The sequence below is a fragment of the Allobosea sp. TWI1241 genome (genome assembly GCF_039673065.1).
Lineage (GTDB): Bacteria > Pseudomonadota > Alphaproteobacteria > Rhizobiales > Beijerinckiaceae > Allobosea.
The window spans coordinates 114,784-140,717 of sequence record NZ_JBDJKW010000008.1 but is presented as its reverse complement, the minus strand read 5'-3'; the positions used below and the strand labels follow the sequence as shown (position 1 = coordinate 140,717).

Below are 25,934 nucleotides of genomic sequence, written 5' to 3'. Positions count from 1 at the left end.
CCCCGCGCGCCCGCATCCCGGATTTCGCCTCAGACGGCCACAAGAACCGGGCCGCGCCGGGGTGCCGACCTTTCCCCGCGCGACCGTTTCATGCGAGGTTGCGCCAACGCCGCCTCCCGCCGAAGGAGAATGCCATGGGCTGGGCCCTGCTCGGACTGATCGCCGCCCTCGTGGTCTATCTGGTGATGACCTATAACGGGCTGGTCGCGATGCGCCAGCGCGTCAACCAGGCCTTCGCCGACATCGACGTCCAGCTCAAGCAGCGCCACGACCTGATTCCCAACCTCGTAGAGACGGTGAAGGGTTATGCCGCGCACGAGAAGGAGACCTTCGACGCGGTGATCAAGGCGCGCAATGCCGCCCAGCAGGCCACTGGCGCGCACGACCAGGCGGTGGCGGAGCAGCAGCTCGGCGGCGCCGTCGGCCGGCTGCTCGCCCTCGGCGAGGCCTATCCCGACCTCAAGGCCAGCGCCAACTTCCAGCAGCTCCAGCAGGATCTCGGCACTGTCGAGGACAAGCTGGCCGCGGCGCGGCGCTTCTTCAACAACGCGGTCAGCGAGTACAACACCGGCATCCAGGCCTTCCCGGCCGTGCTGTTCGCGCCGCAGATGGGCTTCACCGCGCGCGAATTCTTCGATGTCGGCGAGCAGGCCCGCGCCCAGATCGAGGTCGCGCCCAGCGTGAAGTTCTAGAGGGCCGGCCATGCCAGCCCAGGCCTTCGGGCTCTACACCCACCAGCGCAGCAACCGCATCCGCTCGCGGCTGCTGATCGCCGGCCTGTTCCTGCTGGTCTATCTGAGCTGCTGGGGGCTGATGCTGGTCGCCTATGGCTATGGCGGCTCGCCCTACCGGGACCCGATCAGCGACGCCAGCGCGAGCTTCGTCTCCTGGCTGCCCTATATCACGCTGGCGACCGGCGCCTGGGTGCTGATCGGCTTCAAGACCAATGTCGCGCTGATCGGCTCGGTCACGGGCGCGCGGGGCATCACGCAGAGCGACAATCCCAAGCTCTTCCGCATGCTGGAGACCTTGTGCATCTCGCGGGGCATGACGACGCCCAAGCTCGCCATCATCCAGAGCGACGCGCTCAATGCCTTCGCCAGCGGCGTCAACGACAAGCAGTTCACCGTCACCCTGACCAGCGGGCTGATCGAAGCGCTGAGCGACGAGGAGCTCGAGGCGGTGATCGCCCATGAGCTCACCCACATCCGTAATGGCGACGTCCGGCTGATGGTGATCGCCGTGGTGATCGCCGGCGTGATCTCGCTGGTCGGCGAGCTGATGTTCCGCGGCATGGGCCGCAGCGGCTTCGGCGGCTCCTCGTCGTCCTCATCGTCGTCCTCCTCCGGCGACAGGAAGGGCGGCGGCGGCGCGGCGATCCTGATCGGCGTCGCGGTGATCGCGATCGCCTGGTTCCTGGCGATCGTGGTGCGGCTGTCGCTGTCGCGCTCGCGCGAATATCTCGCCGATGCCGGCGCGGTCGAACTGACCAAGAACCCGGATGCGATGATCTCGGCCCTGCTGAAGATCTCCGGCCGCGCCGATCTCGACGGCGTGCCGTCGGGCGTCATGGATATGTGCTTCGAGAACGACCAGAACAGCTTCGCCGACATGTTTTCGACCCATCCCTCGATCACCAAGCGCATCCAGGCGCTGGTCGAGATGGCGGGCGGGCGGATGCCGGATGACGCGCCGCACGGCCCGCCGGGCGTCGGCGCGCGCCAGCCCCTGACGGAGATCGTCGAGACCTCGAAGGCGGGCGGACCCTGGTCGCGCCCGCTGCCGCCCTCTTAAGGCCTTCAGGCGGCGGCGCGGCCCTGGTTCACCGCATGGCAGGCGACGCCGTCGATCACCGCCGGCGCCTCGACCCGGCAGCGGTCGAAGACCAGCGGGCAGCGCGGATGGAAGGTGCAGCCCGAGGGCGGGTCGATCGGGTTCGGGATCTCGCCCTTCACGCCCTCGCGCGGCTTGCCGACCATGGCGAGGTCCGGCACCGCCTCGAGCAGCATGCGGGTATAGGGATGGCGCGGGTCGGAAAAGAGCCGCTTGCCTTCCGAGACCTCGACGAGGCGGCCGAGATACATCACGCCGATGCGCGTCGCCATGTGCCGCACGACCGCGAGATTGTGCGAGATGAACAGATAGGTCAGCCCGAGCCGCTCCTGCAGGTCGCGCATCAGGTTGAGGATCTGCGCCTGCACCGAGACGTCGAGCGCCGAGGTCGGCTCGTCGCAGACGATGAACTCGGCATCGGCCGCGAGCGCGCGGGCGATCGCGATGCGCTGGCGCTGGCCGCCGGAGAATTCGTGCGGGAACTTCTTGGCGTCGTCGGGATGCAGGCCGACCAGCGTCAGCAGCTCGCCGACGCGGGCGGTGATCGCCTGCTCGCCCTGGATCACGTCGAAGGCGCGGATCGGCTCGGCGATGATCCGCCCGACCCGCCAGCGCGGGTTCAGCGAGGCGTAAGGGTCCTGGAAGATCATCTGGATGCGCCGGCGCAGGCGCTGGCGCTCCTGCGAGACGGCGCGGTCGGTCATCGAGATGCCGTCGATCGAGACCGCGCCGCCGGAGGGCGGCAGCAGCCCGACCACCATGCGCGCCACCGTCGACTTGCCCGAACCGGACTCGCCGACGAGCGCGAAGGTCTCGCCCTTGCGGATATCGAAGGAGACGCCGTCGACCGCCTTGAGGAACTGCTTGTCCTGCCGCTCCAGCATGCGGTTCAGCCAGGGCTTGGAGACGTCGAAGACGCGCCTGAGGTCGCGCACCTCGACGAAGGGCCGCTCTGTCATGCCGCGATCTCCCCAGTGCGGGCGGGTTGGTGCTCGCGGTCGTAGAGATGGCAGGCGACCTGCCGGCCCTCGACGTCGATCAGCTCCGGCCGCTCGACGCGGCAGCGCTCGAACACCTCGCCGCAGCGCGGATTGAAGGCGCAGCCGCGCGGGATATTGGACAGGCGCGGCATGGCGCCGGGAATCTGCACCAGCCGCTCGGCATCGCCCTCGATCGAGGGGATCGCGCCCATCAGCCCGCGGGCGTAAGGGTGCAGCGGCGCCTTGACCACATCGCGCACCGGGCCGATCTCGGCGATGCGCCCGGCATACATCACCGCGACCCGGTCGGCCGTCTCGGCGATGACGCCCATATCGTGGGTGACCAGCATCACCGAGGTGCCGCGTTCCTTGCAGAGCCGCTTGATCAGCGCGATGATCTGCGCCTGCACCGAGACGTCGAGCGCGGTGGTCGGCTCGTCGGCGATGATGAAGTCGGGCTCGGCACAGAGCGCGAGCGCGATCACCACGCGCTGGCGCATGCCGCCGGAGAACTCGTGCGGATAGCCGTCGATGCGCCGGTCGGGTGCCGGGATGCCGACCTCGTCGAGCAGCGCGATGGCGCGCTTGCGCGCGCCGGCCGCGTCGAGATCGGTATGGGTGCGGATCGTCTCGACCAGCTGCTCGCCGACGCGATAGAGCGGGTTGAGGCTGGTCAGCGGGTCCTGGAAGATCATGCCGATGCGCTTGCCGCGGATGCGGCGCATGCGCTCCTGCGGCAGGTTGTCGATGCGCTCGCCCGCCAGGCGGATCTCGCCGCCGGCGATGCGTCCGGGCGGGTCGATCAGCCCGATGATCGCCGAGCCGGTCACCGACTTGCCGGCACCCGATTCGCCGACCACGCCGAGCACCTCGCCGCGGGCGACGTCGAAGGAGACCTTGTCGAGCGCGCGCAACGTGCCGCGCCGCGTCACGAACTCGACCGTGAGGTCGCGGACCGAGATCACTGGTTCCGTCATCGGCTCACCTCAGCCTGGGGTTGAGGGCGTCGCGCAGCCAGTCGCCGAGCAGGTTCACCGCCAGGACGAGGATGGCCAGCGTCGCGCCGGGGAAGGCGACGATCCACCAGTCCCCCGAGAACAGATAGCGGTTGCCGATCGAGATCAGCGTGCCGAGCGAGGGCTGGGTCGGCGGCAGGCCGACGCCCAGGAAGGACAGGGTCGCCTCGGTGATGACCGCGAGCGCCAGGTTGATGGTGAGGATGACCAGCACCGGGCCGATCACATTGGGCAGGACATGGCGCAGCATGATCAGCGGCGCCGGCAGGCCGACGAGGCGGGCGGCCTGGACATAGTCCTTGTTGCGCTCGACCAGGGTCGAGCCGCGGATGGTGCGGGCATACTGCACCCAGAAGCTCAGGCCGATCGAGATCACCAGCACGTAGAGCGCGGTGTCCTCGCGGTTCGCCCCCTTGAAGATGCCGCGCACCACGCCGTCGATCAGCAGCGCGATCAGGATGGCGGGGAAGGTCAGCTGCACGTCGGCGATGCGCATGATCAGCGCGTCGACCCGGCCGCCGAGATAGCCGGCGAGCAGGCCGAGCGTGATGCCGATCGTCGCCGCCAGCAGCACGCCGAGGCCGCCGACGATCAGCGAGACGCGCAGGCCGTAGAGGATCGCCGAATAGAGGTCGCGGCCCTGATCGTCGGTGCCGAGCAGGAAGCGCGGATCGCCGCCATCCTGCCAGGCCGGCGGGATGTTGGCGTCGGAGAGGAATACGCTGGCCGGGTCGAACGGGTCGGTCGGCGCGATCCAGGGCGAGAAGGCGGCGCCGATGAAGAGGAGCAGCACCACGAAGGCGGCGACCATCGTCACCTTGGAGCGCAGGAAGCTCGCCAGGATGTCGCTGTCGAGGAAGCGGGCCCAGAGGGAGGGCGGCTTCGTGGCGGAACCGGTCGTGTCGGTCATGACGCTCCTCCGCAGGTTGGCGCGAAGGCCTTCGCCCTGCCGGCGGCGAGGAAGATGCGGGTCGCGGGTGGGAACGGGTGGCGCAGCACCTGACGGTCGAGCATCGATCCCTCCCTCAATGCGAGCCGACGGTGGCGCGCAGGCGCGGATCGACCGCGGCATAGAGCAGGTCGACGATCAGGTTGATCACCACGAACAGGAAGGAGATCAGCAGCAGATAGGCCGCCATGATCGGGATATCGACGCGCTGCACCGCGCTGAGGAAGAGCAGGCCCATGCCCGGCCACTGGAACACCGTCTCGGTGATGATGGCGAAGGCGATGATCGAGCCGAGCTGCAGGCCGGCGATGGTGATGACCGGCACCAGCGTGTTCTTCAGCGCATGGCCGAAATGGATGGCGCGGGTCTTGAGGCCGCGGGCGCGGGCGAACTTGATGTAGTCGGTGCGCAGCACCTCGAGCATCTCGGCCCGCACCAGGCGCATGATCAGCGTCATCTGGAACAGGCCGAGCGTGATCGAGGGCAGGATCAGCGCCCGCCAGCCCGAGGCCGTGAGCAGCCCGGTGGTCCACCAGTCGCCGATCTTGACGACCTCGCCGCGCCCGAAGGAGGGCAGCCAGCCGAGCGTCACCGAGAACAGGTAGATCAGCAGGATGCCGATCAGGAAGGTCGGCAGGCTGATGCCGATCAGCGAGACCGCCTGGAACAGCTTGGCCAGCACGCTGTCGCGGCGCAGCGCGGTGTAGACGCCCATCGGGATGCCGACCAGCAGCGAGAACAGCGCCGACATGAAGGCGAGCTCCAGCGTCGCCGGGGCGCGCTCGGCCAGGAGCGACATCACCGGCAGGCGGAACTGGTAGGAGACGCCGAGCTCGAGCCGCGCGGCGTTGTAGATGTAGCGGCCGAACTGGACGATGACCGGATCGTCGAGGCCGAGCGAGCGGCGGATCGCCTCGACCTGCTCCTGCGGCGTGTCGAGCGAGACCAGCTGGTTCACCGGATCGCCGACGAAGCGGAACATGGCGAAGGCGATCAGCGCCACCGTGAGCATCACGATGAGGGACTGGACGAGCCTGCGCAGGATGAATGCGAGCATGTTCGCCTTAAGAAACTGGACGGCGGCCCGTGGCGGCGGTCCGTGCAGAAAACGGGTGCCGTCCGCGCCATAAGGCGGCGCGAGGTCCGGATATCCCTGGCGGAGCGCCTCCCGCCGCGGCGGGAGGCATGGCCGGATGCGGTGGCGGGACGGGCGTCAGGCCCGCCCCGCCCGGCGCCTCACGGCTCCTTGGTGGCGTAGTAGAGCAGCACCGAATTGTCGGCGCGCTGGGCGAGCTTGACCTTCTTCGAGACGCCCCAGGCCAGCGCCTGCTGGTGCAGCGGGATGTAGGCGAACTCGTCGACCGTGATCTTGAACGCCTCCTTGATCATCGCGTCGCGCTTGGCCTTGTCGGATTCGACGAGGATCTTGTCGGTCAGCTCGTCGACCTTCTTGTTGCAGTAGTTGCCGAGATTGGTCTCGCCGCGCGAGGTGCCGTCGCTACGGCAGCCGAGGATGTCGTAGAGCACGTTGTGGCTGTCGAAGGTGCCCGGCGTCCAGCCCAGCAGGTAGAACGAGGTGTTGTAGCCGCCGGTCTTCAGCACCTTGGCGAAGTACTGGCCCTTGGGCTGGGCGTTCAGGTTCACCTTGATGCCGGCGCGGGCGAGCATGCCGACCACCGCCTGGCAGATCTGCCCGTCATTGACGTAGCGATCGTTGGGGCAGTCCATGCCGACCTCGAAGCCGTTGGGATAACCCGCCTCGGCGAGCAGCTTCTTGGCGCCCTCGGTGTCGAACTTGGCGCGGGTGAAGCCCTCATGCGAGAACAGCTCTGGCGCGATCATCAGCGGCGACGGGGTCGAGAGGTTGCGCATGACGCGCTTCTTGATCGTCTCGATGTCGATCGCCTGGTAGAAGGCCTGGCGGACGCGCGGATCCTTGAAGGGGTTCTTGCCCTTGACGTTGGACTCCAGCAGTTCGTCACGGGTCTGGTCCATGCCGAGGAAGATGGTGCGCAGCTCGGGGCCGGTCAGCACCTGGGCGTTGCCGGACGCCTCGACGCGCTGGATGTCCTGCACCGGCACGGGCTCGATCACGTCGACCTCGCCCGAGAGCAGCGCCGCGACGCGGGTGGCGTCCGAGGCGATCGGCGTGAAGACGATCTCCTTGATGTTGCCGTCGATCTTCTTCCAGTAGTTCTCGTTGAGCTTGAAGACGGTCTTCACGCCCGGCTGATGGCTCTCGATCCGGTAGGGACCGGTGCCGTTGGCATTGAGCGAGGCATGGCTCGGCGTGGTCGCGGCGGCCGGGGTGGGCGCGACGGCGTTGTTCGCCTCCGCCCACTTCTTCGACATGATGTACCAGGTGTCCCACTGCGCGTTCAGGATCGGGTTCGGCTTGCTCAGCACGACGTCGACCGTGTGGTCGTCGACCTTGACGAACTTGGCGTCGGTGGGGATGCGGGTGGTGAAGTTGGAGCCCGGCGCGCGCACGCGGTCGGCGGAGAACAGCACGTCGTCGGCGGTGAAGTCGGAACCGTCGTGGAACTTGACGCCCTTGCGCAGGAACAGGCGCCAGGTCAGGCCGTCCGGGGAGACCTCCCATTTCTCGGCAAGCGCCGGGATGATCTTCAGGTCCCTGTCGCGGGCCGTCAGCCCCTCATAGGGATGGCCGAGATGCGCGTTCGTCGTCGTCTCGTTGACCGTGTACGGATCCAGCGACTTCAGCTCGCCCTGGTTCGCGTAGCGCAGGGTCTGCGCCTGCGCCGCGCCGCACATCAGCGCGATGGCCGCGACCGCCGCCAGGCAATGGGACTTGAAGGACATGCGACTTGCTCCCGTTGGTTGCGCGACCACCCCTCCCCAGGAGTGGTACTGGCCGGCGAGGCTTTCCTCGTCTGACGACCCTGCGAAAGACTGAGCTTAGCGAGGGTTCGGACCGGGCGTCCAGTCCGCAAAAGAGACGAGGCACTTTGCCACGTCCGCCCCCTTGCCTCAGCGCGACAGCTCGGCGATCAGCCCGCGCACGAAGCGCGTGCCGGCCTCCAGCTGCGCGATGGTGATGAACTCGTCGGGCTGGTGGGCCTGGGCGATGTCGCCCGGCCCGCAGACCACCGTCGACCAGCCGGCGCCCTGGAACAGGCCGCCCTCGGTGCCGTAGGCGACGACATGGCTGCCATTGTCGCCGGTCAGCCGCCGCGCCAGGACCTCGGCTGCACCGCCGTTCTCGGGCGCCAGCGGCGGGGTGAAGGAGGTGACCTCCATGGTGATGCCGGTCTCGGGCGCGATCGCCTGCATCCGCGCCTCGAGCTCGGCCATCCGCGCCCGGTAGCGCGCGACATAGGCGTCGTCGCTCTCGCCGGGGATGACGCGGACCTCATGGGAGAAGCTGCAATGCTCGGAGGTGATGTTGACCGCCGTGCCGCCCGTGATCGTGCCGACATGCAGCGTGGTGTAGGGCGGCTCGAAGCCGTTGTCGGACGGGGTCTGCGCCGCGTTCTCGCGCATCACCTCCTCGTGCCAGACCACCAGCTGGCCGGCCACCATGATCGCCGGCACGCCGACATCGATCCGGCTGGAATGGACCGCGTGGCCGCGCACCGTGGTGCGCATGCGCGTGCCGCCCTTGTGGCCGGTGACGACCTGCATCATCGAGGGCTCGCCGACGATGACGGCCGAGGGCTTGAGACCGGCGGCGACCATGGCGTCGATCATCACGCGGGCGCCGATGCAGCCGACCTCCTCGTCATAGGAGAGCGCGATGTGGACCGGCCGCTTCAGCCCGGCCTCGAGCATCTCCGGCACCAGGGCGAGCGTGATGGCGTCGAAGCCCTTCATGTCGCAGGTGCCGCGCCCGTGCAGCCGGCCCTCGCGCTCGGTCAGCGTCCAGGGGTCGGAGCTCCAGTCCTGCCCGGCCACCGGCACCACGTCGGTATGGCCGGAGAGCACGACGCCGCCCTCCACCTGCGGCCCGATGGTGGCGTAGAGATTGGCCTTGAACCCGTCGGGGCTCGGCACCACCACGGCCTCGACGCCATGGGCGGCGAGGTAGTCGCGGCAGAAATCGATCAGCTCGCGATTGCTCCGCTGCGATTCGGTGTTGAACGAAACCAGCTTGGCCAGCATGTCCCTCGGCGTATAGCGCACGTCGGGTGACCTCCTTCACAAGGAACCACAGGCAGGAACCGTGCCGCCGAGGCTACGGCGCGCCGCCCGCAGGTCAACCGGCGGCGCACGCTTGACCGGCCCGCGCCCGGCGCGCTCTTGTTCGGACCGACGCAGAGCCCGCCAGAGATCCAGCGCCCATGCCCTTCGACGTCTCCCTCGCCGATATCCAGGCCGCCGCCGCCCGCATCGCCGGCCGGGTGCGCCGCACCCCGACCTTCCGCAGCGCCGGCCTGTCGCAGCGCCTCGGCGTCGAGACCGTGGTCAAGGTCGAGAGCCTGCAGCTCGCCGGCTCGTTCAAGGTGCGCGGCTGCTTCAACAAGCTGCTCGGCCTCTCCGATGCCGAGAAGGCGCGCGGCGTCGTCACCGTCTCCGGCGGCAACCACGCCATCGCGGTCTCGCTGGTGGCGAGCATGCTCGGCACGCGGGCGCTAGTGCTGATGCCGAAATCGGTGGCACCACTGAGCATCCGGCTGACGCAGGAGGCCGGCGGCGAGGTCGAGCTCTGCGAGGACGCACTCGCCGCCTTCTCGAAGGCGGAAGCCTACGAGGCCAAGGGCATGACCCATGTCCATTCCTATGACGACCCGGCGATCATCGCCGGCCACGGCACGGTCGGGCTCGAGCTCGCGGCCGATGCCGGTGGCCGCATCGACCATGTCTTCGTCTCGATCGGCGGCGGCGGCTTCGTCGCCGGCGTCGGTGCGGCGCTGAAGGGGCTCGATCCGGCGGTGCGCGTCCACGGCGTCGAGACCGAGGGCGCGACGACGATGACGCAGGCGCTGGCGGCCGGGAAGCCGGTGCCGATCCGCCCGACCTCGATCGCCCGCACGCTGGGCGCGCCCTTCGCCACCGAGCGCACGCTGGCCGCCGCCCGCGAGATGCTGGAGGAGATCGTGGTGGTGCCGGACGCCGAGGCGGTGCGCGAGCTGGTCTGGACGCTGGAGAACGGGCGGGTGCTGCTCGAACCGGCCGCCGCCTGCACCATCGCCGCGGCGATCGCTCGCCGGGACAGCTTCCAGCCCGGCGAGCGCGTCGCGCTGGTGCTGTGCGGCTCCAATGTCGCGCTCGCCGATCTCGACGCCTGGCGCCGCGAGTTCGGCCTCTGAGTCCGCCATGCCCGCCGCTCCGGGCGATCATGAGCGATCGCCCCCTTACCCCCCGCGCCCGAGCGCGCTAGCTTGCCTGCGACGCCCCGCCCCGGCGGCCGGCCAGACGCACCGATCGAGGACCTGATGCCCAAATCCGAACTCATCGCCGCCATCGAGCCCGAGATCGTCGAGATCCGCCGCGACCTCCACCGCCATCCCGAGCTGCTCTTCGACGTGCACCGCACCGCCGGCGTCGTCGCCGAGAAGCTGCGCGCCTGGGGCGTCGACACGGTCGAGACCGGCATCGGCCGCACCGGCGTGGTCGGCGTGATCCGCGGCCGCGGCCAGGGCTCGGGCAAGGTGATCGGCCTGCGCGCCGACATGGACGCGCTGCCGATCCACGAGGAGACCAACCTGCCGCATCGCTCGACGGTGCCGGGCAAGATGCACGCCTGCGGCCATGACGGGCACACCTCGATGCTGCTCGGCGCGGCGAAATATCTCGCCGAGACCCGCGACTTCGACGGCACGGTGGTGCTGATCTTCCAGCCGGCGGAGGAAGGCGGCGGCGGCGGCCGCGAGATGTGCGAAGACGGCATGATGGCCCGCTTCGGCATCCAGGAAGTCTACGGCATGCACAACATGCCCGGCCTGCCGGTCGGCCAGTTCGCCATCCGCAAGGGGCCGATCATGGCCGCCACCGACGGCTTCGTGCTGAAGCTGGAAGGCCGCGGCGGCCACGCCGCCAAGCCGAACGAGACGATCGACCCGATCGTCGGCGCCTGCCAGATCGTCTCGGCGCTACAGACCATCGCCTCGCGCAATGCCGACCCGCTCGATTCCGTGGTGGTCTCGGTCACCACCTTCCATGCCGGCGACGCCTTCAACGTCATCCCGCAGACCGTCGAGATCAAGGGCACGGTGCGCTCGCTGACCCCGGCGATGCGCGACCTCGCCGAGACGCGCTTCCGCGAGATCGTCGCCGGCACGAGCCAGGCCTTCGGCCTGAGCCACACGCTCGACTACCAGCGCGGCTATCCGGTCACCTTCAACCATGCGGCGCAGACCGATTTCGTCGCCGAGACGGCGCGCAGCGTCTTCGCCGGCGACGTGGTCGACACCGAGGTGGCGCCGACCATGGGCGGCGAGGACTTCTCCTTCATGCTGGAGGAGCGGCCGGGCGCCTATATCTTCATCGGCAACGGCGACTCCGCCGGGCTGCACCACCCGGCCTATGAGTTCAACGACGCCGCCATCCCCGTAGGCATCGCCTACTGGGCCGGCCTCGTCGAGACCGCGATGCCCGCGCGCTCGGCATGACCGACATCGATTGTCTGGTGGTCGGGGCCGGCGTCGTCGGCCTCGCCACTGCGCGCGCGCTCGCTCTGGCGGGCCGCGAAGTCGTGATCGCCGAGGCGGCCGAGGGCATCGGCACGCAGACCTCCGCCCGCAACAGCGAGGTCATCCATGCCGGGATCTACTATCCGCCGGGCTCGCTGAAGGCGCGGGTCTGCGTCGAGGGCCGCAAGCGGCTCTACGACTATCTGCGCGAGCGCGGCGTGCCGCACCGCGCCTGCGGCAAGCTGATCGTCGGCACCCATGCCGGCCAGCGCCCGGCGCTGGAGACGATCGCAGCGCGCGCCGAGGCCTCGGGCGTCGGCTCGCTGCGCTGGGTCGACGCGGCCGAGGCGCGCGAGCTCGAGCCGGAGGTGACCTGCGAGATCGCGCTGTTCTCGCCCGAGACCGGCGTGGTCGATTCCCATGCGCTGATGCTGTCGCTGCTCGGCGAGTGCGAGGCGGCCGGCGGCTCGCTGGCGCTCAACACGCCGATCACCGCCTGGCGCCGCGAGGGCGAGGGTTTCAGCGTCGATTTCGGCGGCGCGGATCCGGCGACCTACACAGTGAAGACCGTGGTCAACGCCGCCGGCCACGGCGCGCCGCGCCTGCTCTCGCGGCTGGAAGGCTTCCCCGCCGAGGAGGTGCCGAAGCAGTCCTTCGCCAAGGGCAATTATTTCTCGCTGCTCGGCAAGCAGCCCTTCCGCCATCTGGTCTACCCGGTGCCGGAGCAGGCGGGCCTCGGCATCCACGCCACCATCGACATGGCCGGCCGGGTCAAGTTCGGGCCGGACGTGCAATGGGTCGAGGACGACCAGGATCTCGTGGTCGATCCGGCCCGCGCCGAGAGCTTCTACGCCGCGATCCGCACCTATTGGCCGGGCCTGCCCGACGGGGCGCTGGTCGCCGACTATGCCGGCGTGCGCCCCAAGCTGCACGGGCCGGGCGAGCCGATGCCGGATTTCCGCATCGACGGTCCCGCCATCCACGGCGTGCCCGGGCTGGTCAATCTGCTCGGCATCGAGAGCCCCGGGCTGACCAGCTCGCTGGCGATCGCCGATCTCGTCGTCGAGGGGCTGGCAAGCTGAAGCCCTCCCCCAGGATGGTCGGGCGCGTCCCGACCATCCACGTCTTGCGCTCGGCTGATCACATGCCGATCGCGAGACGTGGATGCCGAAGACAAGCGCCGCATGACGATGCGGCGGTCACAGCGCGTCCGCCCCAAGCTGCGCGCACCAATGCGCCAGCCGCGCCTTCATGACGCGCTCGCGGCCGGCCTCCAGCGCCTTCTCGTCCAGTCGCTCGAGCGCTTCGAAAGCGAAGGCGTCCTCGCCATGGGCGGCCCAGGCGGCCTGTAGACTGCGCTGGCGATGGCTGCCCTGCCGCAGCGTGAACCAGAGCCGGTTCCGGATCGTCGCGAGGTCCGGCGCCTGCCCGGCCCAGGCTTCGCCGCTCGCCACACAGCGCAGCAGATAGATCCCGCCCACCACCTTGCGTTCGCGATAGGCCGCGATCGCCGCCTTCCTGTCGTCCTGACGCATCGCGCCCTCCTGCTGTTCGAGGGGCGGCAATTATCACCCGGATCATATTGACTCAAGACTTTTCGCCCGGGTAATTAATGGCAGCCATCAGGAGCCGCCCATGTCCGACGCAGATCGTCCCGCCACCGCCTTCGACGGCGAAAGCTTCCTCGCCCGCGGCCCGCTGACCGAGGTCGCGCTCGCGGTGCGGCAGCGCCTCGACCGCCGTCCGGATGCGACGATCCTGACCTTCGACGACCGGACGGGGGCGGTGATCGATCTCGACCTGCGCGGCACGGACGCGGAGATCGTGGCGCGGCTCGATCCCCAGCTGCCGCGCGGCCGCGGCCGACCGAAGCTCGGCGTGGTGGCGCGCGAGGTCACGCTCCTGCCGCGGCACTGGGACTGGCTGGCGGAGCAGCCGGGCGGCGCCTCGCAGGCACTGCGGCGGCTGATCGACGAGGCGCGGCGCGGCGATGGCGGGCAGACGCAGGGCCGCATCGCCCGCGAGCGCGCCTATCGCGTGATGAGCCCGCTGGCCGGCGACCGGCCGGGCTTCGAGGAGGCGACGCGCGCGCTCTTCGCCGACGACGAGATCGGCTTCTTCCGGCAGGCGGCCGGCTGGCCGGCGGATATCCGGACCTATGTCCAGGAACTGGCCTGGAGCGGCGTGCGCGGCGACGACTGAGGTCCTCGCCGCGTGACTGGCCGGCTCAGCGCAGCTCGGCAACCTTGGCGCGGGCCTCGCGCGACAGCCGGGTGACCGTCGCCCAGTCGCGGCTCGTCACCGCATCGGCCGGGACCAGCCAGGAGCCGCCGACACAGGCGACCTGCGGCAAGGCGAGATAGGAGCCGAGATTGGCGAGCGAGACGCCGCCGGTCGGGCAGAAGCGCAGCTGCGGGAACGGGCCGGACAGCGCCTTCAGCCCCGGCACGCCGCCGGACTGCTCGGCCGGGAAGAACTTGCAGGTCAGGCGGCCGGCCTCGACCGCGCGCATGCAGTCGGAGGCGGTCGAGACGCCGGGCAGCCAGGGCAGGCCGGTGGCGCGCATCGCCGCATCGACGCTCTCGCTGAAGCCGGGGCTGACCACGGCGCGCGCGCCGGCGTCGCGGACCTGGGCGGCCTGCGCCGGGGTGACGACGGTGCCCGCCACCGGCAGGATCGCCGGCACGCGCCTGGCCACCTCCTCCAGCGCCGCCATGGCGGCCGGCCGGCGCAGCGTGATCTCGATCACGTCGATGCCGCCGGCGAGCAGCGCCTCCGCGAGCGGCACCGCCACCTCGACCTCGTCGATGACGACGACGGGCACGACGCCGCAGGCGGCGAGACGGGCGATTTCGGGATCGGTGGACATGATCGGTTTCCTCTCGGGCTGCGTCCGGCCGCGCGGCCGGCCCGGCAGCGCTCCGGGCCGCTCGCGGCTAGGCCTCGTTTGGGGTTCGCTTACGCCTTCGCCCAGTAGACGTCGAGCCCTTGCGAGCGGGCGAGCAGCAGGCCGACCGGCAAGGCGGCCGGCAGCTCGGCGGCGGCGGCGAGCACGCGTTCCTTCTCGGCGCCGGTGATCAGCAGCGCGGCATGGCCGGCGCCGGCCAGTCTGGCGGGCGAGAGCGACAGGCGCGGCGGCAGGTCGGGCGGCGCCGCCGCGACCGCGTGCACCGCGGCCGGTGCAGAGAGCGCCGCCGTCTCGCCGGGAAACAGCGAGGCGATGTGCCCGTCGGCGCCCATGCCGCTCACCAGGATGTCGAGCGGCGGCAGGGCGCTGAGCACCCGGTCGAGGCTGGTGGCGGCCGCTTCGAGATCGTCGCCGGCATTGTGGAAGGAGACGAACTGGGCCCTGCCGTCGCGCAGCGGTGCGAAGGCGGCGCGGATCATCCGCTCGTTCGAGGCCGGATCGTCGGGCGCGACGAAGCGCTCATCGGTCGGCATCACGGTGACACGCTGCCAGGGCAGATCCTGCCCGCCGAGCGCGGCGAGGAAGCGCGCCGGCGTGGTGCCGCCGGGCACGGCGAGCAGCGCCGAGCCCTGGGCGTCGATCAGGGCGCGCAGGCGCACCGCGACGGCCTCGGCCAGCGCCTCCGAGGCGTCGGCCAGCGTCTCGAAGCGATGGCGCACCAGCGGTCCGGGCATGGTCATCAGGCGATCTCCGGATCGGCCCAGGAACGGCCCTCGCGCTCGATCATGCCGATGGCCTGCGAGGGACCCCAGCTGCCGGCGGCATAGCGATGCGGTTGCGGGTAGTATTCCTGCCAGCCGGCCAGGATCGGGTCGATCCAGCCCCAGGCCTGCTCGACCTCGTCACGGCGCATGAACAGTGTCTGGTCGCCGCGGATCACGTCGGTCAGCAGGCGCTCATAGGCGTCGGGGGTGCGCACGTCGAAGGCGGTGTCGTAGCGCAGGTCGAGCTGGCGCGGCACGATCTTGAGCTTGCCCGAGCCCGGGACCTTCATCATCAGCTGCAATTGCACGCCGTCATTGGGCTGCAGACGGATGAGCAGCCGGTTGGCCATCAACTCGTCGCAGCCGGGGGAGCGCCCGAAGATCGAGTGCGGCACCGGCTTGAAGGTCACCGCGATCTCGGAATAGCGCTGCGCCATGCGCTTGCCGGTGCGCAGATAGATCGGGACGCCGGCCCAGCGCCAGGTGTCGAGCTCGCAGCGGATGGCGGCGAAGGTCTCGGTGTTGCTGGGATGGCCGAGTTCCTCGGCATAGCCGCGCACCCGCTGGCCGTCGAGCACGCCCGGCCCGTACTGGCCGCGCACCGTATGGCGCTGCACGTCGGGGCCGACGATCGGGCGCAGGGCCTTCAGCACCCTGACCTTCTCGTCGCGCACCGCATCAGCCTCCAGCAGGTTCGGCGGCTCGATGGCGAAGAGGCAGAGCAATTGCAGCACATGGTTCTGCACCATGTCGCGCAGATGGCCGGCCTTGTCGTAATAGCCGGCGCGCTGCTCCAGCCCGACCGTCTCGGCCACGGTGATCTGGACGTTGTCGATGTCGCGGCTCGACCAGGAGCGCTCGAACAGCGTGTTGGCGAAGCGCAGCACCAGCAGGTTCTGCACCGTCTCCTTGCCGAGATAATGGTCGATCCGGTAGGTGCGGCTTTCCGGCAGGATGCGGGCCACGGCGTCGTTGATCTCGCGCGCCGAGGCGAGGTCGCGCCCCAGCGGCTTCTCGAGGATGACACGCGAGGTCGGCGTCAGGATGCCGGCCGCGGCGAGGTTCTCGCAGATCGGGATGAACAGGTCCGGCGGCGTCGAGAGATAAAAGGAGCGCACGCGCTGGGACTCGCCCAGCGCCTCGGCGAGCGCGCCATAGGTCTCGGGCTTGACCGCGTCGAGCATCACCATGGTCAGGCGCTGGCGGAAGGCCTTGATCCGCTCCGGCGAGAAGCCGGCCTCGGCGAGCTTGGCCGCGACCTGGTTGGGCACGCCCTCGATGTCGGCCTGCTTGCGCACGATGCCGATCACCCGGCTCTCGCCCGGCAGCACGCCCTCCTCGTTGCGCTGCGCCAGCGCCGGAAAGAGCTTGCGCAGCGCCAGGTCGCCGCCGGCCCCGAAGATCACCAGGTCGAAGGGCGGCACCGGCGTGCGCTGCGGGGTGGCCTCGAGATTGAGCAGGCGCTCGGCGATGGCATCCATGGTCTGAAAACTCCTGGCCGGTTCACGCCAGTCGAACCGAATCCTGCGACGACAATGCGACCATCGCGCCGGCTTTGCCAGCGCCGGGGACGGCGGGCCGGGGCGTCCGCCTGCGCAGGACGCGCGCATAAGCCCGCTTTGCCGGCAGTCGCGGCGCCGGAAGCGGCTTGCCCCCCGCCGTCGCGCCGCTATCGTGGACCACCGACCTCGCAGCAGGCGAACGCCCTTGGCCATCATCGCAGCTCTGCACCACGTCACCCATTACCGCTACGACCGCCCGGTCACGCTGGGGCCGCAGATCATCCGCCTGCGGCCGGCCCCGCATTGCCGCTCGGCGATCCGCAGCTATTCGCTGACGGTGACGCCCGCGCCGCATTTCGTGAACTGGCAGCAGGATCCGAACGGCAACTGGCTGGCCCGTTACGTCTTTCCCGAGCCGGTGACCGAGTTCCGCATCGCGGTCGACCTCGTCACCGAATTGTCGGTGATCAACCCGTTCGACTTCTTCGTGGCGGAGGAGGCCGAGACCTTCCCCTTCGCCTATCCGGAGGAGCTGCACGACGAGCTCGCGCCCTATCTGGTGCGCGAGGAGGCCGGGCCGCTGCTCGCCGCCCTGCTCGCCGGCATCCCGCGCGAACCGACGAACACGGTCAGCTTCGTGGTCGACCTCAACGCCCGGCTGCAGGGCATGATCGCCTACGGCATCCGCATGGAACCCGGCGTGCAGGCGCCGGAGGAGACGCTGGCGCTGCGCTCCGGCTCCTGCCGCGACAGCTCCTGGCTGCTGGTCCAGATCCTGCGCCATCTCGGCCTCGCCGCCCGCTTCGTCTCGGGCTACCTGATCCAGATGAAGGCGGACGTCGATCCGCTGGAAGGGCCGCGCGGCACCGACAAGGACTTCACCGACCTGCACGCCTGGGCGGAGGTCTACATTCCCGGCGCCGGTTGGATCGGGCTCGACCCGACCTCGGGCCTGCTGACCGGCGAGGGCCATCTGCCGCTGGCCGCGACGCCGCATTACCGCTCGGCCGCGCCGGTCAGCGGCCTGGCGAGCTATGCCCAGACCGAGTTCGGCTTCGAGATGAGCGTGGAGCGCGTGCACGAGGTGCCGCGCATCACCCTGCCCTTCTCCGACGAGGCCTGGACGCGGCTCGACGCGCTGGGCGAGCAGGTCGAGGCCGATCTCTCCGCGCAGGACGTCCGCCTGACCATGGGGGGCGAGCCGACCTTCGTCTCCATCGACGACCAGTCCGGCGAGGAATGGAACACCGCCGCCGTCGGCCCGAGCAAGCGCCAGCGCGCCGACGTGCTGATCCGGCGCCTGCGCGCGCGCTTCGCGCCGGGCGGGATGCTGCATTACGGCCAGGGCAAATGGTATCCCGGCGAGAGCCTGCCGCGCTGGGCCTTCGCGCTGTACTGGCGCCGCGACGGCGAGCCGATCTGGCGCGACCCTGCCCTGATCGCGCCGGAGCCCGGCGCCACGCGCGAGGCCGCGGCGGAGACGCCGCCGGAGCCGGAGCAGCCGGCGGTGGAGCGTCTCGCAGGGCAATTGGCGGAGCGGCTCGGCATCGGCGCCGACCATGTGCTGCCGGCCTATGAGGATCCCGGCCACTGGCTGCTGAAGGAGGGCCAGCTGCCCTCCAATGTCGACCCGCTCGACCCGAAGCTCTCCGACCCCGAGGAACGGGCCCGGATGGTGCGCGTCTTCGAGCGCGGGCTCGGCCGGCCGAGCGGATACGTCATCCCGGTGCAGCGCTGGCAGGCGGAGGCCGGCGACCGGCGCTGGCGCTCGGAGAAGTGGAAGCTTCGGCGCGGGCGGCTCTTCCTGGTGCCGGGCGATTCGCCCGTGGGCTACCGTCTGCCGCTCGGCGCCTTGCCCAACCTGCCGGCCAGCGCCTATCCGCATGTCCATCCGCAGGACCCGATGGAGCCGCGCGGCCCGCTGCCGCCGGCCGGCGCCGCGCCAGCAGCACCTCCGCCCGCGCCGCCCCTCCCCCCCGCCGCGGAGGCGCATCCGCAGCCGATCGCCCAGCCGGTGGCCTCCGGCCCGGAGGTGGCGCGGCAGGACATCGTCGAGCAGGACCTCTCGGCCGATGCGGTGCGCACCGCGCTCAGCATCGAGGTGCGCGACGGGGTGGTCTGCGTCTTCCTGCCGCCGGTCGAGCGGCTGGAGGACTATCTCGACCTCGTCGCCGGCATCGAGGCCTCGGCGGCCGCGACCGGGCAGCCGGTCCATATCGAGGGCTATGCCCCGCCGCACGATCCGCGGCTTGCGGTGATCAAGGTCACGCCCGATCCCGGCGTGATCGAGGTCAACGTCCACCCGGCCGCCGACTGGCGCGAGGCGGTGGCGATCACCCGCGGCGTCTACGAGGAGGCGCGGCAGGCCAGGCTCTGTGCCGAGAAGTTCATGGTCGACGGACGCCATACCGGCACGGGCGGCGGCAACCATGTCGTGCTCGGCGGCGTCACCCCGGCCGACAGCCCCTTCCTGCGCCGGCCCGACCTGCTCAAGAGCGTGGTGCTCTACTGGCAGCGCCATCCCTCGCTGTCCTATCTGTTCTCCGGCCTGTTCATCGGCCCGACCAGCCAGGCGCCGCGCATCGACGAGGCGCGGCACGACCAGCTCTACGAGCTCGAGATCGCCCTGGCGCAGACGCCGGGGCCGGGCGAGCCGGCGATCCCGCTCTGGCTGGTCGACCGGCTCTACCGCAACCTGCTGATCGACGTGACCGGCAACACCCACCGCACCGAGATCTGCATCGACAAACTCTATTCGCCCGACGGGCCGACCGGCCGGCTCGGGCTGATCGAGTTCCGCGCCTTCGAGATGCCGCCGGATGCGCGGATGTCGCTGGCGCAGCAGCTTCTGATCCGGGCGCTGCTCGCCTGGTTCTGGCGCCAGCCGCAGACCGGGCGCCCGGTGCGCTGGGGCACCACCCTGCACGACCGCTTCATGCTGCCCGACTGCGTCGCGGCCGATTTCGCCGAGGTGCTCGCCGATCTGCGCGGCGCCGGCTACGCCTTCGATCCGACCTGGTTCGCGGCGCAGCAGGAGTTCCGCTTCCCCTTCTTCGGCAAGGTGGTCCAGAGCGGCGTCGAGCTGGAGCTGCGCCAGGCGCTCGAACCCTGGCACGTCATGGGCGAGCAGGGCGCGATCGGCGGCACGGTGCGCTATGTCGACAGCTCGGTGGAGCGGCTGCAGGTCAAGGCGACCGGGCTGGTGCCGGGCCGGCACGCGATCTGCTGCAACGGCCGGCGCCTGCCGATGACCGAGATCGCCGCCGGGACGAGCGTCGCCGGCCTGCGCTTCAAGGCCTGGCAGCCGGCCTTCGGCCTGCATCCGACCCTGCCTGTCGACGCGCCGCTGACCTTCGACATCGTCGATCTCTGGGCCGGGCGCTCGCTCGGCGGCTGCGTCTACCATGTCGCGCATCCGGGCGGGCGCAACTACGAGACGCCGCCGGTGAATTCCTACGAGGCGGAGGCACGCAGGCTGGCCCGTTTCGAGGCGATCGGCCATAGTCCGGGCGCGCTGGCGATTCCCGCGGAGGAGCGCAATCCGGAGTTCCCCATGACGCTCGATTTGCGCCGCCCGGCCGGGGCCTGAGGCCGGCGATGCCGATCCAGGGCCGGAGCGGCTCCGCACGGGTGCGCGGCGAACGCCGCGCCGCCCTGCTGGCGGGCTATCGTCCGCTCGCCGGCGCCCATGACGAGCTCATGGCGCCGGACGGGTCGGTGCATCCGCGATGGGAGCCGCTGCTCGCCGAATGGAGCGCGCTGACCGGCGAGCAGCTGCACAGGCGCTTCGGCCTGGCCGACCGGCACGCGCGCGACACCGGCGTCTCCTACCGCATCCATGGCGACGGCGATCCCGACGACCCGCTGGCCGGGGAGCGGCCCTGGCCGCTCAACCATGTACCGCTGGTGCTGACCGGCGCCGAATGGCGCACCATCGCCGCCGGTGTCGCCCAGCGCGCCCAATTGCTCGACGCATTGCTCGCCGATGTCTACGGCCGCGGCAGCCTGGTCGCCGAAGGGCTGCTGCCGGCGGCGGCGATCACCGGCAGCCCGGATTATCTGCGCCCGCTGCAGGGCACGCCGGGCGCTGGCCGGCTGCAGCTCTACGCCGCCGATCTCGGCCGCGGGCCGGACGGGCGCTGGCAGGTGCTGGGCGACCGGGCGCAGGCGCCCTCCGGCGCCGGCTATGCGCTGGAGAACCGGCTCGCCATGGGCCGCGCCTTCCCCGACCTGTTCCGCACCATGAATGTCGAGCGGCTGGCCGGCTTCTTCCAGGGCTTCCGCGCCGGGCTGGTCTCGCGGGCGCGGCGCGTCGAGCCGCGCATCTGCCTGCTGACGCCCGGCCCGCTCAACGAGAGCTATTTCGAGCAGGCCTATCTCGCCCGCTATCTCGGCTTCCTGCTGGTCGAGGGCGGCGATCTGGTGATGCGCGACGGGCGGGTGCATGTGCGCACCATCGCCGGCTTCAAGCGCGCCGACGTGATCTGGCGGCGCATCGACGGCGATTTCGCCGATCCGCTCGAGCTCAACGCCCGCTCGGCGCTCGGCGTCGCCGGCCTGGTCGAGGCGGTGCGGCGCGAAAGCGTCGTGGTGGCCAACGGGCTCGGCTCCGGCGTGGTCGAGGCCAGGGCGCTGACCGGCTTCCTGCCGAGACTGAGCCGCGCCGTCATCGGCGAGGAGCTGATCCTGCCGAGCCCGGCGAGCTTCTGGTGCGGCGATCCGCAGGCGCGCGCCCAAGTGCTGGAGCGGCTCGACGAGCTCGACATCGCGCCCGCCTTCCGCACGACGGACGAGGCCTCGGGCGAGCCGGTGCCCGTGGCCTCCCTGCCCGCGGCGGAGCGCGCGCGGCTGCGCGAGACGATCGCGCGGCGCGGGCTCGACCTGGTGGCGCAGGAGCGGCTGCGGCTCTCGACCATGCCGGTGGTGCAGGACGGGCGGCTGACCCCGCGGCCGATGACGCTGCGCGTCTTCGCCGCCGCGACCCCGGATGGCTGGCAGGTGATGCCCGGCGGCTTCTGCCGCATCGCCGAGAGCGGGGACGGACGGGCCGTCGCCATGCGCTCCGGCGTGCGTTCCAGCGATGTCTGGGTGACCTCCGACCAGCCGGTCGAGCCGGTGACGCTGCTGCCGAGCCGCGACGCCATCGCCATCCGCCGCATCGTCGGCATCCTGCCGAGCCGCGCCGCCGACAACCTGTTCTGGCTCGGCCGCTATCTCGAGCGCTGCGAGGCGACATTGCGGCTGGTGCGCGCCCTGCTCGGCCGGCTGATCAACGCCGACGACCAGGCGCCCGGCCATGCCGAGGCCATCGCCCGGCTGGCGCGGCTGCTCTCGGCCTGGGGCGCCGCCCCGGCCGCCAAGGGGCGCAGCATCGTGGCGCAGGCGGCGAGCGCGCTCTACGACGTCGAGGAATACGGCTCGGCCGCCGCTTCGCTGCGCGAGGCGCGCCGCACCGCCTCCGTCATCCGCGAGCGGCTCTCGGTCGACGCCTGGCGGCTGTTCGGCGACCTGCAGCGCCAGCTCTCCGGCCCGCGCAAGCCCTCCAGCGAGGGCGAGGCCTTCGAGATCGCCGACAGCGCGCTGAAATCGCTCGCCGCCTTCTCCGGCCTGTCGCAGGAGAACATGGTGCGCGGCGCCGGCTGGCGCTTCCTCGACATCGGCCGGCGGCTGGAGCGCGGCATCGCGACCTGCCGCTTCGCCCGGCATTTCGCCGAGGCGTCGGCCCCCGACAACTGCCTCGACGCCCTGCTCGACCTGACCGATTCCCAGATCACCTACCGCTCGCGCTACATGGTCGGCGTCGAGCTGCAGCCGGTGCTCGACCTGGTGATGCTCGATCCCTACAACCCGCGCTCGGTCGGCTTCCAGATCGAGCGGCTGCACGCCGAGCTCGCCGCCCTGCCCTCGCTCAGCGACAACGGCATGCTGGAGGAGCCGCAGCGCCTGGCAGTCAGGCTCTCGGCCGAGGTGCGCACCGCCGAGGCCGCCCGGCTCGACCGCGCCAGCATCCTGCTGTTCGAGCAATTGCTGATGGGGCTCTCCAACGCGGTGGCCGAGCGCTATTTCCTGCAGAACGCCCGCCCCGAAGGCGCGCGCGCCACGCAACTCGCGTGAGGCGGCCGTGATCTACGACATCCGCAACGTCACCACCTACGCCTATGGCCGGCCGGTGCCCTTCGCGCGCTGCGTGCTGCGCATGCTGCCGCGCGAGGGCGGCGGCCAGCAGGTGCTCTCCAGCCAGATCACCGTCTCGCCGCGCGACGCCGAGCGGCAGGACGGGCTCTGCTTCTTCGGCAACCGCACCACGACGCTGACCATCGCCAGGCCGCATCGCGAGCTGCGCATCGAGATGACGGCGCGCGTCGCGGTCGAGCGCGGGGCGGCGCCCTTCCCGGCGATCACCCGGCGCTGGGAGGAGGTGGCGCAGCTGGCGCTCGCCGCCCAGAGCCTCGGCGCGGATTCGCCGGCGCAGCAGCTCTATCCCAGCCGGCTCGTGCCGCTGGTCGACGAGATCACCGCCTATGCGAGCGAGAGCTTCGCCCGCGGCCGCCCGGTGTTCGAGGCGGCCAGCGCCCTGATGGCGCGCATCCGCGCCGGCTTCAGCTACGACCCCGAGGCGACCGAGGTCTCGACCCCGATCCGCGAGGCCTTCGCCCGGCGCCACGGCGTCTGCCAGGACTTCGCCCATATCATGATCGCCGGTCTGCGCGGGCTCGGCCTGCCGGCGGCCTATGTCAGCGGCTATCTGCGCACCATCCCGCCCGAGGGCCAGCCGCGGCTGGAGGGCGCCGACGCGACCCATGCCTGGGTCAGCCTGTGGTGCGGCCCGGAGACCGGCTGGATCGGTCTCGACCCGACCAACGACCTGATCGTCGGCGACGACCATATCGTCACCGCCATCGGCCGCGACTATGCCGACGTCTCGCCGCTCGACGGCGTGCTCGTCGGCCCCGGCAGCCAGAAACTCGACGTAGGCGTCGACGTGGTCCCGGTCGCGTGAGCACGCGTCCGGCGATCCGCGCCGTGCTGTTCGACAAGGACGGCACGCTGATCGACTACCAGGCGAGCTGGGCGCCGACCAATCTCGGCGCCGGCCTGCTCGCGGCCGGGGGCGACCGCGCCTTGGCGGCCAGGCTGCTGACCGTCGCCGGGGTTGATCCCGCCACCGGCCATGCCGTCTCCGACGGGCTGCTCGCCTCGGGCCATACCGCGGAGGTGGCGCGGGCCTGGGTCGAGGCCGGCGCGCCCTTCGGCACGGCGGAGCTGACCGCGCGGCTCGACGCGCTGTTCCAGGGCGCGGTGGTGGCGGCGGTGCCGGTCTGCGATCTCGCCGCGCTGTTCGCCGCCCTCGCCGGCCGCGGCCTGCGGCTCGGCATCGCCTCGAGCGACAGCGAAGCTTCGGTGCTGGCGACGGCCGCGCGCTTCGGCCTCGCCTCGCATCTCGCCTTCGCCTGCGGCTACGATTCCGGCCATGGCGCCAAGCCGGGGCGCGGCATGGTCGACGGCTTCTGCGCGGCGACGGGGCTGCCGGCCGACGCCGTCGCGGTGGTCGGCGATTCCAGCCACGACATGCACATGGCCGCGGCGGCGGGCGCCGGGCTGCGCGTCGCCGTGCTGACCGGGGCCGGCAGCGCCGGGACGCTGCGGCCGCTCAGCGACCTGCTGCTGCCGAGCATCGCCGGGCTGGAGCAGGCGCTGTTCGCCTGAGCCGGGCCGGGACGGCGGCGCGAACGGCCATGAGAAGCAGCCAAGAGAAACGATCATGAAAAAGGGCCGCGCCTTGCGGCACGGCCCTTCTCGTCTCAGGCGTCGGTCGCGGCCGCTCAGGCCAGCGTGTAGGCGGTCTTCACCGTGGTGTAGAACTCGCGGGCATAGGCGCCCTGCTCGCGCGGGCCGTAGCTCGAGCCCTTACGGCCGCCGAACGGCACGTGATAGTCCACGCCCGCCGTGGCGAGGTTGACCATGACCATGCCGGCGTCGGCATTGCGCTTGAAGTGCGTCGCATGCTTCAGCGAGGTGGTGCAGATGCCGGACGACAGGCCGAACTCGGTGTCGTTGGCGATGGCAAGCGCCTCCTCGTAGTCCTTGACGCGGATGATGTTGGCGACCGGGCCGAACACCTCCTCGCGCGAGATGCGCATGGCGTTGGTCGTCTCGGTGAACAGCGCCGGCTGCAGGTAGAAGCCGGGGGTGTCGCGCTTCAAAAGCTCGCCGCCGAAGGCCAGCTTGCCGCCCTCGTCCTTGGCGATCTGGATGTACTTGAGGTCCTGGTCGAGCTGGCTCTGGTCGACGACCGGGCCGATATGCGTGCCGGCCTTGAGCGCGTCGTCGACGACCACGCCCTTGAGGCGCTCGATGCAGGCCTCGACGAAGCGGTCGTGGATGCCGGCCTGGACGATCAGGCGCGAGGAGGCGGTGCAGCGCTGGCCGGTCGAGAAGAAGGCGCCCTGGACGGCGCATTCGACCGCGATCTTGAGGTCGGCGTCGTCGAGCACGACGAGCGGGTTCTTGCCGCCCATCTCGAGCTGGATCTTCTTCATCGGCGAGGAGGCGATGCAGGCCTCGGCGACCTTGCGGCCGGTAGCGACCGAGCCGGTGAAGGAGATCGCGTGCACGTCCTTGTGGTTGAGCAGCGCCTGGCCGACGACCGAGCCGCGGCCCATCACCAGGTTCAGCACACCCTTGGGCAGGCCGGCGCGCTGCACGATGTCGACCAGCGCCCAGGCCGAGCCCGGCACGAGGTCGGCCGGCTTGATCACGACGCAGTTGCCATAGGCCAGCGCCGGCGCGATCTTCCAGGCCGGGATGGCGATCGGGAAGTTCCAGGGCGTGATCATGCCGATGACGCCGACCGGCTCGCGGGTGATCTCGACGCCGACGCCCGGGCGCACCGACGGCAGGGCCTCGCCGGCCAGGCGCAGGCATTCGCCGGCGAAGAAGGCGAAGATCTGGCCGGCGCGGCCGGCCTCGCCGATGCCCTCGGCCAGGGTCTTGCCCTCCTCGCGCGCCAGCAGGCGGCCGAGCTCTTCCTTGCGGGCCAGGATCTCGTCGGAGGCCTTCTTCAGGACCTCGTAGCGCTCCTGCGGGTTGCTGCGGCTCCAGGCCGGGAAGGCGGCCTTGGCGGCGGCGACCGCATTGTTGAGATCGTCGACCGAGGCCTGCGCGTACTCGCCGACGAGATCGCCGGTGTTGGACGGGTTGATGTTGCGCGAGACGTTCTGCGCACCGGTCCACTCACCGGCGATCAGATTCTTGAAAGGAGCATTCATCGCAAAACCTCATGCCTGTCCAAAGGAGAGCCGCTCTTAGCGTCTTTCGGACGCGATGACCACGCCGCAGCACCGCCCGCCGGCGTGACGCCGCCTTGCCGCCAGCGCAAGACCGGCCGG

The 25,934-nt window shown here is 70.8% G+C and carries 21 protein-coding genes; 10 read left to right on the top strand and 11 right to left on the bottom strand.

All coding sequences use genetic code 11. The annotated features are described in order from the left end of the window. The first annotated feature begins 134 nt into the window (after nt 1-134). Together ABE438_RS12475 and ABE438_RS12470 are read left to right on the top strand one after the other, a co-directional pair. Nucleotides 135-692, top strand: coding sequence for a LemA family protein (locus ABE438_RS12475; protein WP_346502946.1), 558 nt, complete (start codon nt 135-137; stop codon nt 690-692). Nucleotides 693-702: 10 nt separating this feature from the next. Beyond that, nucleotides 703-1,794: a M48 family metallopeptidase gene (locus ABE438_RS12470; protein ID WP_346502945.1), complete on the top strand. Its 1,092-nt coding sequence runs from the start codon at nt 703-705 to the stop codon at nt 1,792-1,794. A gap of 5 nt (nt 1,795-1,799) precedes the next feature. On the opposite strand, the gene ABE438_RS12465 is transcribed toward ABE438_RS12470, so the two are convergent. The 6 genes from ABE438_RS12465 to argE all read right to left on the bottom strand — a co-directional run bounded on the left by ABE438_RS12465 (nt 1,800) and on the right by argE (nt 8,921). After that, nucleotides 1,800-2,792 (bottom strand): ABC transporter ATP-binding protein, encoded by a 993-nt coding sequence (locus tag ABE438_RS12465; protein WP_346502944.1) that lies wholly within the window; start codon nt 2,790-2,792, stop codon nt 1,800-1,802. Next, a complete protein-coding gene (locus ABE438_RS12460) occupies nt 2,789-3,790 on the bottom strand; it encodes an ABC transporter ATP-binding protein (protein ID WP_346502943.1) in 1,002 nt (333 codons plus the stop codon). The genes ABE438_RS12465 and ABE438_RS12460 overlap by 4 nt, the downstream gene beginning before the upstream one ends. Before the next feature lie 4 nt (nt 3,791-3,794). Continuing rightward, nucleotides 3,795-4,739, bottom strand: coding sequence for an ABC transporter permease (locus ABE438_RS12455; RefSeq protein WP_346502942.1), 945 nt, complete (start codon nt 4,737-4,739; stop codon nt 3,795-3,797). Between the two features lie 115 nt (nt 4,740-4,854). Continuing rightward, nucleotides 4,855-5,835 carry an ABC transporter permease gene (locus ABE438_RS12450; RefSeq protein ID WP_346502941.1) on the bottom strand — a complete coding sequence of 327 codons (981 nt, stop codon included), beginning with the start codon at nt 5,833-5,835 and terminating at the stop codon, nt 4,855-4,857. 179 nt (nt 5,836-6,014) lie between these two features. Beyond that, nucleotides 6,015-7,601, bottom strand: coding sequence for an ABC transporter substrate-binding protein (locus ABE438_RS12445; protein ID WP_465248607.1), 1,587 nt, complete (start codon nt 7,599-7,601; stop codon nt 6,015-6,017). Nucleotides 7,602-7,769: 168 nt separating this feature from the next. Then, on the bottom strand, nt 7,770-8,921 hold the full coding sequence (argE, locus tag ABE438_RS12440) for an acetylornithine deacetylase (RefSeq protein ID WP_346502940.1): 1,152 nt from the start codon (nt 8,919-8,921) through the stop codon (nt 7,770-7,772). A 158-nt stretch (nt 8,922-9,079) separates the two neighbouring features. On the opposite strand from argE, the gene ABE438_RS12435 reads away from it, so the two are divergent. From ABE438_RS12435 to ABE438_RS12425, 3 genes are all read left to right on the top strand, one after another. Further along, on the top strand, nt 9,080-10,048 hold the full coding sequence (locus ABE438_RS12435) for a threonine ammonia-lyase (protein ID WP_346502939.1): 969 nt from the start codon (nt 9,080-9,082) through the stop codon (nt 10,046-10,048). Between the two features lie 126 nt (nt 10,049-10,174). Continuing rightward, nucleotides 10,175-11,350, top strand: a complete 1,176-nt coding sequence (locus tag ABE438_RS12430; protein ID WP_346502938.1) for a M20 aminoacylase family protein — start codon at nt 10,175-10,177, stop codon at nt 11,348-11,350. Between the two features lie 5 nt (nt 11,351-11,355). Continuing rightward, complete coding sequence (locus ABE438_RS12425) at nt 11,356-12,453, top strand: NAD(P)/FAD-dependent oxidoreductase (protein ID WP_346503013.1); 1,098 nt, start codon at nt 11,356-11,358, stop codon at nt 12,451-12,453. Between the two features lie 117 nt (nt 12,454-12,570). Here the strand turns inward: ABE438_RS12425 and ABE438_RS12420 are convergent, their stop codons facing one another. Continuing rightward, nucleotides 12,571-12,906 (bottom strand): GIY-YIG nuclease family protein, encoded by a 336-nt coding sequence (locus tag ABE438_RS12420; RefSeq protein ID WP_346502937.1) that lies wholly within the window; start codon nt 12,904-12,906, stop codon nt 12,571-12,573. Nucleotides 12,907-13,006: 100 nt separating this feature from the next. Between ABE438_RS12420 and ABE438_RS12415 the strand changes: the two genes are divergently transcribed. Beyond that, nucleotides 13,007-13,573, top strand: coding sequence for a DUF2239 family protein (locus ABE438_RS12415; RefSeq protein WP_346502936.1), 567 nt, complete (start codon nt 13,007-13,009; stop codon nt 13,571-13,573). A 25-nt stretch (nt 13,574-13,598) separates the two neighbouring features. On the opposite strand, the gene eda is transcribed toward ABE438_RS12415, so the two are convergent. The 3 genes from eda to zwf all read right to left on the bottom strand — a co-directional run bounded on the left by eda (nt 13,599) and on the right by zwf (nt 16,524). Continuing rightward, nucleotides 13,599-14,240: a bifunctional 4-hydroxy-2-oxoglutarate aldolase/2-dehydro-3-deoxy-phosphogluconate aldolase gene (gene eda, locus ABE438_RS12410; RefSeq protein WP_346502935.1), complete on the bottom strand. Its 642-nt coding sequence runs from the start codon at nt 14,238-14,240 to the stop codon at nt 13,599-13,601. 89 nt (nt 14,241-14,329) lie between these two features. Continuing rightward, nucleotides 14,330-15,019, bottom strand: coding sequence for a 6-phosphogluconolactonase (pgl, locus tag ABE438_RS12405; protein WP_346502934.1), 690 nt, complete (start codon nt 15,017-15,019; stop codon nt 14,330-14,332). Further along, nucleotides 15,019-16,524 carry a glucose-6-phosphate dehydrogenase gene (zwf, locus tag ABE438_RS12400; RefSeq protein WP_346502933.1) on the bottom strand — a complete coding sequence of 502 codons (1,506 nt, stop codon included), beginning with the start codon at nt 16,522-16,524 and terminating at the stop codon, nt 15,019-15,021. Before zwf ends, pgl begins: the two co-directional genes overlap by 1 nt. 226 nt (nt 16,525-16,750) lie before the next feature. On the opposite strand from zwf, the gene ABE438_RS12395 reads away from it, so the two are divergent. The 4 genes from ABE438_RS12395 to ABE438_RS12380 are packed head-to-tail and all read left to right on the top strand — an operon-like array spanning nt 16,751 to nt 24,252. Beyond that, complete coding sequence (locus ABE438_RS12395) at nt 16,751-20,134, top strand: transglutaminase family protein (protein WP_346502932.1); 3,384 nt, start codon at nt 16,751-16,753, stop codon at nt 20,132-20,134. A gap of 8 nt (nt 20,135-20,142) precedes the next feature. Beyond that, a complete protein-coding gene (locus ABE438_RS12390; RefSeq protein ID WP_346502931.1) occupies nt 20,143-22,659 on the top strand; it encodes a circularly permuted type 2 ATP-grasp protein in 2,517 nt (838 codons plus the stop codon). 7 nt (nt 22,660-22,666) lie between these two features. Further along, nucleotides 22,667-23,545: a transglutaminase family protein gene (locus ABE438_RS12385; RefSeq protein ID WP_346502930.1), complete on the top strand. Its 879-nt coding sequence runs from the start codon at nt 22,667-22,669 to the stop codon at nt 23,543-23,545. Beyond that, nucleotides 23,542-24,252 (top strand): HAD family hydrolase, encoded by a 711-nt coding sequence (locus ABE438_RS12380; RefSeq protein WP_346502929.1) that lies wholly within the window; start codon nt 23,542-23,544, stop codon nt 24,250-24,252. The genes ABE438_RS12385 and ABE438_RS12380 overlap by 4 nt, the downstream gene beginning before the upstream one ends. A gap of 116 nt (nt 24,253-24,368) precedes the next feature. Here the strand turns inward: ABE438_RS12380 and ABE438_RS12375 are convergent, their stop codons facing one another. Further along, nucleotides 24,369-25,814, bottom strand: coding sequence for an aldehyde dehydrogenase family protein (locus ABE438_RS12375; protein ID WP_346502928.1), 1,446 nt, complete (start codon nt 25,812-25,814; stop codon nt 24,369-24,371). Between the last annotated feature and the right edge of the window lie 120 nt (nt 25,815-25,934).

Coding starts and splice junctions, on each gene's coding strand:
- ABE438_RS12475 (WP_346502946.1), top strand. CDS start 135: ATGGGCTGGGCCCTGCTCGGACTGATCGCCGCCCTCGTGGTCTATCTG.
- ABE438_RS12450 (WP_346502941.1), bottom strand. CDS start 5,835: ATGCTCGCATTCATCCTGCGCAGGCTCGTCCAGTCCCTCATCGTGATG.
- pgl (WP_346502934.1), bottom strand. CDS start 15,019: ATGACCATGCCCGGACCGCTGGTGCGCCATCGCTTCGAGACGCTGGCC.
- ABE438_RS12460 (WP_346502943.1), bottom strand. CDS start 3,790: ATGACGGAACCAGTGATCTCGGTCCGCGACCTCACGGTCGAGTTCGTG.
- ABE438_RS12470 (WP_346502945.1), top strand. CDS start 703: ATGCCAGCCCAGGCCTTCGGGCTCTACACCCACCAGCGCAGCAACCGC.
- ABE438_RS12375 (WP_346502928.1), bottom strand. CDS start 25,814: ATGAATGCTCCTTTCAAGAATCTGATCGCCGGTGAGTGGACCGGTGCG.
- zwf (WP_346502933.1), bottom strand. CDS start 16,524: ATGGATGCCATCGCCGAGCGCCTGCTCAATCTCGAGGCCACCCCGCAG.
- ABE438_RS12415 (WP_346502936.1), top strand. CDS start 13,007: ATGTCCGACGCAGATCGTCCCGCCACCGCCTTCGACGGCGAAAGCTTC.
- ABE438_RS12465 (WP_346502944.1), bottom strand. CDS start 2,792: ATGACAGAGCGGCCCTTCGTCGAGGTGCGCGACCTCAGGCGCGTCTTC.
- ABE438_RS12430 (WP_346502938.1), top strand. CDS start 10,175: ATGCCCAAATCCGAACTCATCGCCGCCATCGAGCCCGAGATCGTCGAG.
- ABE438_RS12435 (WP_346502939.1), top strand. CDS start 9,080: ATGCCCTTCGACGTCTCCCTCGCCGATATCCAGGCCGCCGCCGCCCGC.
- ABE438_RS12455 (WP_346502942.1), bottom strand. CDS start 4,739: ATGACCGACACGACCGGTTCCGCCACGAAGCCGCCCTCCCTCTGGGCC.
- ABE438_RS12445 (WP_465248607.1), bottom strand. CDS start 7,601: ATGTCCTTCAAGTCCCATTGCCTGGCGGCGGTCGCGGCCATCGCGCTG.
- ABE438_RS12390 (WP_346502931.1), top strand. CDS start 20,143: ATGCCGATCCAGGGCCGGAGCGGCTCCGCACGGGTGCGCGGCGAACGC.
- eda (WP_346502935.1), bottom strand. CDS start 14,240: ATGTCCACCGATCCCGAAATCGCCCGTCTCGCCGCCTGCGGCGTCGTG.
- ABE438_RS12420 (WP_346502937.1), bottom strand. CDS start 12,906: ATGCGTCAGGACGACAGGAAGGCGGCGATCGCGGCCTATCGCGAACGC.